Source organism: Luteolibacter rhizosphaerae, assembly GCF_025950095.1.
GTDB classification, from domain to species: domain Bacteria; phylum Verrucomicrobiota; class Verrucomicrobiia; order Verrucomicrobiales; family Akkermansiaceae; genus Haloferula; species Haloferula rhizosphaerae.
Window position 1 is genome coordinate 1 of the sequence record NZ_JAPDDR010000028.1, and the last position, 8,351, is coordinate 8,351.

At 64.5% G+C, this 8,351-nt stretch carries 13 protein-coding genes; 1 reads left to right on the forward strand and 12 read right to left on the reverse strand.

All coding sequences use genetic code 11. From position 1 onward, the window contains the following. Positions 1-698: 698 nt before the first annotated feature. The 11 genes from OJ996_RS26200 to OJ996_RS26250 form a co-directional block, all read right to left on the reverse strand. On the reverse strand, positions 699-1,568 hold the full coding sequence (locus tag OJ996_RS26200; RefSeq protein ID WP_264516726.1) for a PEP-CTERM sorting domain-containing protein: 870 nt from the start codon (positions 1,566-1,568) through the stop codon (positions 699-701). Positions 1,569-1,941: 373 nt separating this feature from the next. Then, on the reverse strand, positions 1,942-2,382 hold the full coding sequence (locus tag OJ996_RS26205; protein WP_264516727.1) for a hypothetical protein: 441 nt from the start codon (positions 2,380-2,382) through the stop codon (positions 1,942-1,944). A gap of 78 nt (positions 2,383-2,460) precedes the next feature. Continuing rightward, positions 2,461-2,925 (reverse strand): hypothetical protein, encoded by a 465-nt coding sequence (locus tag OJ996_RS26210; protein WP_264516728.1) that lies wholly within the window; start codon positions 2,923-2,925, stop codon positions 2,461-2,463. A 451-nt stretch (positions 2,926-3,376) separates the two neighbouring features. Further along, positions 3,377-3,847: a hypothetical protein gene (locus OJ996_RS26215; protein ID WP_264516729.1), complete on the reverse strand. Its 471-nt coding sequence runs from the start codon at positions 3,845-3,847 to the stop codon at positions 3,377-3,379. Between the two features lie 9 nt (positions 3,848-3,856). Next, on the reverse strand, positions 3,857-4,393 hold the full coding sequence (locus tag OJ996_RS26220) for a hypothetical protein (RefSeq protein ID WP_264516730.1): 537 nt from the start codon (positions 4,391-4,393) through the stop codon (positions 3,857-3,859). 2 nt (positions 4,394-4,395) lie between these two features. Further along, complete coding sequence (locus OJ996_RS26225) at positions 4,396-4,644, reverse strand: hypothetical protein (RefSeq protein ID WP_264516731.1); 249 nt, start codon at positions 4,642-4,644, stop codon at positions 4,396-4,398. Between the two features lie 60 nt (positions 4,645-4,704). Then, complete coding sequence (locus tag OJ996_RS26230) at positions 4,705-4,959, reverse strand: hypothetical protein (RefSeq protein WP_264516732.1); 255 nt, start codon at positions 4,957-4,959, stop codon at positions 4,705-4,707. A 12-nt stretch (positions 4,960-4,971) separates the two neighbouring features. Beyond that, positions 4,972-5,448 (reverse strand): hypothetical protein, encoded by a 477-nt coding sequence (locus OJ996_RS26235; RefSeq protein ID WP_264516733.1) that lies wholly within the window; start codon positions 5,446-5,448, stop codon positions 4,972-4,974. A gap of 16 nt (positions 5,449-5,464) precedes the next feature. Further along, on the reverse strand, positions 5,465-6,007 hold the full coding sequence (locus tag OJ996_RS26240; protein WP_264516734.1) for a hypothetical protein: 543 nt from the start codon (positions 6,005-6,007) through the stop codon (positions 5,465-5,467). A 33-nt stretch (positions 6,008-6,040) separates the two neighbouring features. After that, entirely contained in the window at positions 6,041-6,448 is a 408-nt protein-coding gene (locus tag OJ996_RS26245) for a hypothetical protein (RefSeq protein WP_264516735.1), read from the reverse strand. A 168-nt stretch (positions 6,449-6,616) separates the two neighbouring features. Then, positions 6,617-7,012 carry a hypothetical protein gene (locus tag OJ996_RS26250; protein ID WP_264516736.1) on the reverse strand — a complete coding sequence of 132 codons (396 nt, stop codon included), beginning with the start codon at positions 7,010-7,012 and terminating at the stop codon, positions 6,617-6,619. A 285-nt stretch (positions 7,013-7,297) separates the two neighbouring features. On the opposite strand from OJ996_RS26250, the gene OJ996_RS26255 reads away from it, so the two are divergent. Then, positions 7,298-7,465, forward strand: coding sequence for a hypothetical protein (locus tag OJ996_RS26255; protein ID WP_264516737.1), 168 nt, complete (start codon positions 7,298-7,300; stop codon positions 7,463-7,465). Positions 7,466-7,652: 187 nt separating this feature from the next. On the opposite strand, the gene OJ996_RS26260 is transcribed toward OJ996_RS26255, so the two are convergent. Continuing rightward, positions 7,653-7,958 carry a hypothetical protein gene (locus OJ996_RS26260; RefSeq protein ID WP_264516738.1) on the reverse strand — a complete coding sequence of 102 codons (306 nt, stop codon included), beginning with the start codon at positions 7,956-7,958 and terminating at the stop codon, positions 7,653-7,655. Positions 7,959-8,351: the final 393 nt, after the last annotated feature.

The window sequence follows — 8,351 nt, forward strand, 5'->3', positions numbered from 1 at the left end:
CAAAGTGCGCAAAGCCCTCATCCGTGCCTCCGGAAGAGCGGTGGCCACCGCTCTTCCGGAAACCGCTGCCTATCAGCACGAGTGCGTCGAAGCGAGCGATCAGAACGAACATACAAGTGCGCGCGAGCATTGCCGCTTTGGGGTGGGTGCGGGTGAGGGCTTGGCGTGGGGAGATCCCGGAGCTGTTTGCCCTCGGGGTGGGAATGAGATTGCTCTCCTCACGGCGTTCCGGTGCGGGGACTCGCTCAAAAGCGGCGATGCTCGCGCGCACTCCAAAGAGCCTGCGGCTCCAGAGAAGGGGGGGAGGGTAAGAAGCGACGACATTCTTGTCGTCGGGGTGGGCGTGCCGGTCGGGGGCAGGAATGTCCCGCTACGATACATGTCGTAGCACGTGAGAACGGCTTCGTCCGCCTGAAGGCCAATGCCGCGAAGGACTGGGGAGGCCCGTTTAACACGGATTATACGGATTCAAAGGATTGGACGGATCTAAAGACAGGATCAGAAGGATTTCTGAACGGGCATCTCTTCTCGTGAACCCAACACAGCTTCATCCGTGTAATCCGTTGATTCCGTACAATCCGTCGTCGATCTGCCGGAGCCTCGATGCGGACTCCGATTCAAGAACGAGTCCTTAACGGCATTGGCCTGAAGGCGGGACTACGTACCCTTGATAGCGGGTCCGATCCCGCTAAGGAAGCTTACTTCCGGCGGCGGCGGAGGGCCAGCGCGCCGAGGCCGAGGAAGGCGAGGGCGGCGGAGGCGGGCTCGGGGACGGGAGAGCCGTTGGCGGTGACGAGCGGGCTGAAGCCGCCGATCTCACCCCAGGTGAGCGGGGAGCTGAGGCCGCCATTCACCCCGCCGAGGTCCTGGTTCAGCGAGTTCCACTGGGTGGAGGTGGCCATGACGTAGCGCAGGTCGCTCTGGTCGGTGATGCTGATGCCCTGCGTCTGCAGGAAGGTGACCAGGGTCTGGAAATTGACGAAGAAGCTGACGTAGTAGTCGGTGTCCGTGCCGCCGGGGGTCAGGTCGTTGGTGGTGCCGCCATCCTGGGTGGGACCCGTGCCGGAGTTCACCGGGCGGTAGTTGTAGTTCGTGCTGTCCGCATTGACGGAGTTGTAGTGCGAACTGGCAATAGTGGTCGTGCTCGGGCCGGTATTCGCGCCGGTGCCGGCATCGTAGATGCGGATCACGGTGTCCTGCCCCTGCACGCCGAGGCCGACGAAGACGTCGAGCGCGGCATCCTGATTGGCATCGATGCCGATCCAGGCGACGCGGGTGAAGGCGGGATTGTTCGTGTTGCCGCCGGCTTCATCGAGCCGGATGCGGAAGCCGAGCGTGCCGTCCGTAGCACTCGCGTTGCCGTTGTTGTTGAAGGTGGTGAAGAAGCCGTGGTTGGTCCCGTTGCCCACGATATCGCTCTGCGGCTGGCCGGTCTGCTGGTCGGCGATGAAGTCGTAGTTCCCGGCCAGCGGAACCCACTGGCCGCTGGGTGCGGACACGGTGGCGGCTTGGGCAGCGGCGCCGGCAAGGCACGACGCGACGAGGGTACAGAAGGAGGGAGCCTTCATGAGACTGGGGAGAGTTATGGGGTAGGGCAGGGTGAGACCGGAGCGTCGTGGAAGGCGGTTCCGGGGTGTCGGCGCGGTTGAGAAGTCCGCGATGACGAGAGGGAGGGTGCCGGAATAATGCGGGGGAATCAAGGTTTGATTCGGGAACCCGGACTATTAAGGCGTACGCGATAACGTAGGGTGAGGGGGATTTGTAGGGGTGGGAGACTACAAGGGTGAGGGGGAGAAAGCGGGGAGGCCACTTGCGATAGGGATATCAATCGCAAAATCGGCGGAGGCGCGATGATTATCCGTTTTCCCGGGGCTCGGGAAACTACGCCGGGCGGTGCCGGGCGGCGAGCTACGGTGGATGTAGTAGCAGAGCGGACCGCCTCTAGCCCTGCGCGGCGATCCGCCGGCGGATCACGCGGGCCTGCCATGCGGCGGCACCGAGCCAGAGCGGCAGGTAGGCGGCGGCGAGGATCCAGAAGGGGATGCGGCGGACATTCACGGTGAGATCGCGGAAGGCCTCGAAGGCGAGGCTGGGGCCGGTGGGCGAGGGGAAGACGCCGCGCTTGTGATCGGGCAGCGGGTAGCGCTCGATGCGGCCGTAGCCGGGGGTGAGGGTGAGGATGCGGCGGTGCCCGGCATCCGGGCGGAGATCGAGCGTGCCGATGCCGAGATTCGATCCGGCGCTGCCGACCAGGAAGGCCTGCTCCGGCTGCTGGCAGCGGAACCAGGTGGTGCTATTCCGCGCGGAGTCCGCCCAGATCCAGAGCAGGATGACCAGCGGGAAGAGGCCGAGGTAGAAGGTGAGGGTGCGGTGAAGGGGCACTGGTAGGGGAACTACTAGACCCTCAGCGCGGATTATCAAATGGGGAGTGCGGGGGGTGAAGTGCCGAGTGAGCAGTGATCAGTGATCAGTGGAAAGACCGGTGCGGGGCCTTGTCAGGTGGGTTTTTATTCTACGGCGGGCGTAGTAGTAGGAGAGACCGAGCCATGGCGGCAGGTAGCAGGCGAGGATGAGCCAGAAGGGGAGGTGAGCCCGTTGTACACCCGTGACGATTACCCAGCTGGGTTCCTTGGTCTCACCGAATGGGGAGGGGAAGAGGGGCATCGGATCGCGGAAGCCAAGGTCGCCGGGGACCCAACGGTAGAATCGTCCGTAGGCGGGAAGCTTCTTGCCATAGCTCTCGTCGAGTGGGCGAAAGTTCTTGATGACGATCTGAGAGTTCCACAGCTCGAATGATCGGTAACGGTGCTTATTGATCTCGTATTCCCACGATGTAATCGCGCGAGTGGAATCCGCCCATGCCCAGAGGAGGATGATGACCGGCAGGAGGCCGAGGTAGAAGAAGGCGGTGGGGCGGAGGGGCACTGGATGAAGAAATCATCAATCGTCAATCTTCCAATCATCAATCCGGGTGCGCCTGCGGTGGGAGGGTGAATCGAAGTGGGGGTCTTCGCCCCGGGGGGGCATGGGAACTTAGCCGGTGGTGAAACCACCGGTAGGTGTTGCAAAAGATGGGCGTCCCGGGGGGCCGCGGGAGCTGTGGGGTAGGGGGAGAGTGCCGGGATGGGCCGGACATTTCCAGCGACCCTCCGGGGCGCCAATGGTGTGGCGGGCCCAACCGGTGGCTGCGCTGCGCTTGCGCACCGGCTAAGCTCCGATGCCCCTCCGGGGCGGGGAGAGGGGCACCTGGGCGCAGGTCTAAGTTCCGATGGCCCTCCGGGGCGGGGAGAGGGGCGCCTGGGCGCGGGTCTAAGCTCCGATGCCCCTCCGGGGCGGGGAAGAAGAGGCGCTTGGGCGCGGGTCTCCCGGCCGCTAATCAGCCTCCATCTGCGACAGCGAATGAGGCGGTGGTGGCACGGGCTCTGCGGATTCTACGATGTCGGTAGTAGATCAGGAGACCCCAGAGGGCGAGGTGGAGGAGGATGAGGAACCAGTGGGCGACAGCGATCTCCGCCTCGCCGTTCGCAGCCTTATGGCGGACCGCCGGGGGAAACCAAACCATCTCCCAGAAGCCGTCGGCAGGGGGATAGGGATTACCGCGGTACAGATCGTGCCGGTTGATGAGAACTTCCGGAGTCCTGCCGGAGCGGCCGGGGCTGTGGAGGTCGGTGAATAGCCAGATGAGGCCTTCGCGGTTGATCGCGTGGTAGTCGGCTCCCCGCGTCCTCTGCCAAACGAGCGAGGTTTCCTGCATCCGAGAATCGAGCCAGGCGTTCAGGAGAAAGAAGAAAACTACCAGCCCGGCCCAGAAGGTGATGCTGCGGATGAATGGCGCGGGTGGAGGCATCACGGATCGCTAGACCTCCTCTCCGGGGAGTTCGGGGTGGGCGAGGGCTTCATCGCGCCGCTTGATCTTCAGCGCGCGCCAGACGCTGAGGAAGCCCCAGGCGGGGAGGTAGAAGAGGAGGATGACCCAGTGAGGGATGATGACGGTGGTCTGCTCCACATCCGGCACGACATAGAGCGGCACGGAGGCGGTGCCGCGGCCGAGGCTCATGAAGGAGGGCGCGCCGCCGGGCTTGAAGCCGGACTCCCACCGCAGCGCGGTGAACCAAGGCACCGGCATCTTCCGCCCGCGATACAGCGGGATGCGGACGAAAGGCTTCTGCACGGGCAGGACGGTGATGTGGGATCCGGGGGATATCGTGCCGACCTTCACGACCATGCGCGAGACGTGCAGCGCGCTGGCGGATTGGCCGATGCCGAGCGAATCCATGGGGGTGGAGCGCGGGTGCCACTGGGTGTAGTTCTGCCGCGAGTCCCCCCAGGCCCAGAGCAGGAAACTCAGGACGAAGAGGCCGAGCCAGAAGAGGATGGAGCGGTGGAAGCTCATGGCTAGCGGGGGCGAGGGAGCTTCATGATCGCGGCTCGCACTTGATCGAGCGTGACGGGGCCGTCGGATTCGATGCCCTGGAGGACGCCGTCCGCGCCCACGCTGTGGCAGAAGCGGGTGGAGTAGGTCATGCCGCCGGTGCCCTTCAGCCTGCCGATGATCCAGGTGCCGGGGGTGCTATCGAAGAGGCCATCGAGATAACCCAGGTAGTCCGCGGGGGTGCGGCCGAGCAGGGTCTCGCATGGGAGCAAGTGGCCCTGTGAATCGCGGGTGAGGACGCCGATGAAGGGGGCGGTGAGGGTGGAGTCCGGCTAAAGCGCTTCGAGCAGATCCGGCAGGGCGAGGATGCGTTCGCGCTCTGCCGCTTGCTCTTCCTCGTGGCGGATTCTCGCGGCGAGTTCGTCGCGGGCGGTCTGGAGTTCGCCGAGTTGCTTTTGCAGCTCCGCACGCCGGGCGATGCTGGGATGAGGTGGCGGTCCCGGGCTGCGCAGGCCGATCCAAGTGCAGACTGCACCCGCCAGCAGGGCGGCGATGGCTAGGAGCGGCATGACGAAGGTGCGCTTCATGATGAAGGAGCTTCAGGCGGCATGGGTCTGCGGCGGGAGGGATGCGAGATACTTCCCTCTCCTACGGCGGGCGTAGTAGTAGGAGAGGGAGAGCCAAGCGGGCAGGTAGGCGGCGAGGATGAGCCAGAAGGGGACGATCCTCGTGGCCTCCCGGTAGTGGTAGCCGGCGCGGTCCGTGCTGTGGCCGTGTAGGACCTGCGTGGCGGGGAACCATGAATCCGCCGCGGCGGTGGATGAGGGTTCGCGGAAGATGCGACCGGCGGGGCGGTCATCCATGCTGCGTGCGAGATGGCGGTCCGGCAGGGCCTGGGTGGGCTGCCTGCTGCGGATGTGTAGCCGGGAATCGGCGAGGGTGAGGAACAGGACGCGATCCTCGCTCACGACCTTCACCCAATCGGTCTGCTGTTGCCGGGAGTCCGCCCATGCCCAGAGCAGGATGACCACGGGCAGGAGGAAGATGTAGAAGAAGGCGGTGGGGCGGAGAGGCATAGGGGAGAAGAAATCATCAATCACCAATCTTCCAATCATCAATCGGTGTGCCTGCGGCAGCGGGGAGAGCGGCGAGGAGTCTTGGCTGCTTGCGGCGGGCGAGGAGGTAGGAGAGGCCGAGCCAGAGCGGCAGGTAGGCGGCGAGCACGAGCCAGATGGGGATGACCAGGGTCTCTACATGGAAGCCGGGCGCGCGGTTCGTGGCCTTTTCATCGTGCCAATCGATCGGGGGGAAGATCGGCATGGGCCTGCCATCGCTATCGTTCGGAGGGGCGCCGAAGCGGTAGATGCCGCCGTAGATGGGGATATTGCGCGTGACGACGCCATCGTAGTCCGGCTTGCGGGAGACGCGCTCGATGCGGAAGGTAGAGTTCGTAGCGATGAGGCCAAGGGTGCCGTCGTTCTCCCGTGCGTGGTACCAGTTGGTGTGGTTCCGCACGCTATCCGCCCAGATCCAGAGCAGGATGACGATGGGGAAGAAGCCGAGGTAGAAGCAGGCGCTGCGGTGGAAGCCGAAGCGCGGCAGGCCCTGGGGATGGGTTTCGGAAGGGTGGGGCACGGGAGAAAATGACGAATGACCAAGCACGAATTGCTAAACGGGGAGACTGGCGAGGTGGCGTCTCCTTCTACGGCGTTCGTAGTAGTAAGAGAGGGCGAGCCAAGGCGGAAGGTAGCAGGCGAGCAGGAACCAGAAGGGGATCGACCGGAGCTTGCTGGCATAGATAGTGCCGTGGATGTCCTCCCGGCCCGTGCGGGCCTTCCGCAGGGCGGGGAAGATCGGCATGCCGGCATCGCGGTCGATCGTTCCGCGGAGGAAGCTGCCATAGCCGGGGGAGGGCCGCGGGGCCGGATTCCCCGGTGTGTCCTCCGGCCAGTAGCGGTAGAGGTGGATCTCCGAGTATTCGGTGAAGATGCGGAAGGAGGTGCTCCTCCCGGCAAGTCTCTCCCACTGGGTCATCTGGCCGAGCGAGTCCGCCCGTGCCCAGAGGAGGATGACCACGGGGAAGAGGCCGATGAGGAAGACGGGCGAACGATGGATGGACGGCTTGATCGCTGCCAGTGATGCCGGAGATAGCGGCGGAGGGGAAGAGGGGAGTGGCGGCGTTCACTTCCGGCCGGGCTGCTGATGGTGGTTTCTAGCTACGAGGTGCATCGTAGATGCGTGGCGCTACTTCGTGGCCCGCTTGCCGCTGCGCTCCCAGTGCGGTGCGGTGCTGGCGGTGGAGACAAGCCGGTCCGAGCTGAAGAGGGAGACGAGTCGTGGCCGCGCCTCCTCCAGGGTGAAGCTGCCATCCTCCCGGGAGTCGAGCTTCAGCCCCTGCGGGAAGGGGGTGAGGAAGAACTCGGCGAGCTTCGGATTCATCGCCGCTTGCAGTGCGCGCTTTGCATCGCTGCCGTGCGGGATCCGCTTGTAGCGGAGTTCCGTGGAAAGCTTCGCATGAATGGAGAGGAAGTGGGCTTCCCGGTACTTCGCCTGCCGCTGCAGGTGCCGGTCCCGCCAGCGCGCGGAGGCCATGAGCGCGATGGCGGCGAGGAGGATGACGAGCGTGCGCGATGATCTCATGCTGGGGATTTCACGGCAGATTATCCGCGGAAGCGGCGGGGACGATGCAAATTGTGAGCGCCGGAGCCTACGCGGATTCCCCCTTACGCGATTGCGTGGCCGCTTCGCGTGGCGCGGCTTTCCCTTGTGGAATCAAGGATCGTGCGGGACTGCGATCCTTAGCGCTCCCGAAAGGAATGCCGGACGCTGGACAAATCGGCGGCATCCGCTAGAAATGACCTACCCCACGTCCCGCAACCCAATCCCCCGGGTATTCCTCCCCTCCAAGCCTCCCTAGCTCCCCCGATGAAAGCGCGCAGCCCCCGCCGGTACTATCACCGCCACTACGTGAATGTGTCCACGCCGCGCACGGAGCGTGATCCGAGAGACAGCGCATGGTCCACGGCCAAGTGGCTGGGCACGGCAGTGGCGCTCACCGGAGTGATCTTCTCCGTGGTCTACGTGATGAACTGAGGGAGCTACGATATATTTAGTAGAAAGGCCGCATGCGGGGAGCATGCGGCTTTTTTTGGGTCATGGGTCATGGGTCATGGGTCATGGGTCATGGGTCATGGGTCATGGGTCATGGGGAAGAGCGCGGCGCAGCCTTCCCTTTCTTCCAAAGCCATTGACCCCTGACAAATGACCATTGACCGATGCCTCACTCCCACGTTGCCACGGCCACGTTCCGCACGATGCCGAGCCAGCGGCTGCCGCAGATCACGCGGGCACGGCGGGTGAGGCCTTGCGAATCCTGCACGGTGACATGGAAGAGGACTTGCGAGGAGGAAGGCGCCGCCATGGAGGCGATGGCGGTGGCCGCGCGGGCATGCGAGCGATCGGCGGAGAGGATCTTCATGCCCTCCCGCGCCGCCCAGTCCCGCAGGATCTGGTGGGAGCGCCGCTCCTCCCAGTAAAATCCCCAGATCAAGGCCGCCGCCACGAGCAGCAGGAAGATCAGTATCATGAGGTGGCCCTGCATCTCTAGCAGGTTCGGTCAGTCCTCGCGGCTTTTCCATTACAAAGTGAGGGGATCTTGTGGAGTGGTCGGTTCTCCGGGTGGTGTGTCCCTTGGCGGCGGAGCCGCTTTGGACTGCGGCGGGCATCGCCGCTTTCGGGTGGGTGTAGGTGAAGGTTTGCGTGTGGAGATCCCGTGGTGTTGATCCCTGAGGGAGGATGGGATCGATCACTTCGCGACGCTCCGGGGCGGGGACGCGCTCAAAAGCGGCGATCCTCGCGCGCACTTGTATGTTCGTTCTGATCGCTCGCTTCGACGCACTCGTGCTGATAGGCAGCGGTTTCCGGAAGAGCGGTGGCCACCGCTCTTCCGGAGGCACGGATGAGGGCTTTGCGCACTTTG

Bases quoted from the DNA above. Each gene is read 5' to 3' on its own strand.
- OJ996_RS26200 (WP_264516726.1), bottom strand. From the start codon at position 1,568: ATGAAGGCTCCCTCCTTCTGTACCCTCGTCGCGTCGTGCCTTGCCGGC.
- OJ996_RS26215 (WP_264516729.1), bottom strand. From the start codon at position 3,847: ATGCCTCCACCCGCGCCATTCATCCGCAGCATCACCTTCTGGGCCGGG.
- OJ996_RS26220 (WP_264516730.1), bottom strand. From the start codon at position 4,393: ATGAGCTTCCACCGCTCCATCCTCTTCTGGCTCGGCCTCTTCGTCCTG.
- OJ996_RS26230 (WP_264516732.1), bottom strand. From the start codon at position 4,959: ATGAAGCGCACCTTCGTCATGCCGCTCCTAGCCATCGCCGCCCTGCTG.
- OJ996_RS26235 (WP_264516733.1), bottom strand. From the start codon at position 5,448: ATGCCTCTCCGCCCCACCGCCTTCTTCTACATCTTCCTCCTGCCCGTG.
- OJ996_RS26250 (WP_264516736.1), bottom strand. From the start codon at position 7,012: ATGAGATCATCGCGCACGCTCGTCATCCTCCTCGCCGCCATCGCGCTC.
- OJ996_RS26255 (WP_264516737.1), top strand. From the start codon at position 7,298: ATGAAAGCGCGCAGCCCCCGCCGGTACTATCACCGCCACTACGTGAAT.
- OJ996_RS26260 (WP_264516738.1), bottom strand. From the start codon at position 7,958: ATGATACTGATCTTCCTGCTGCTCGTGGCGGCGGCCTTGATCTGGGGA.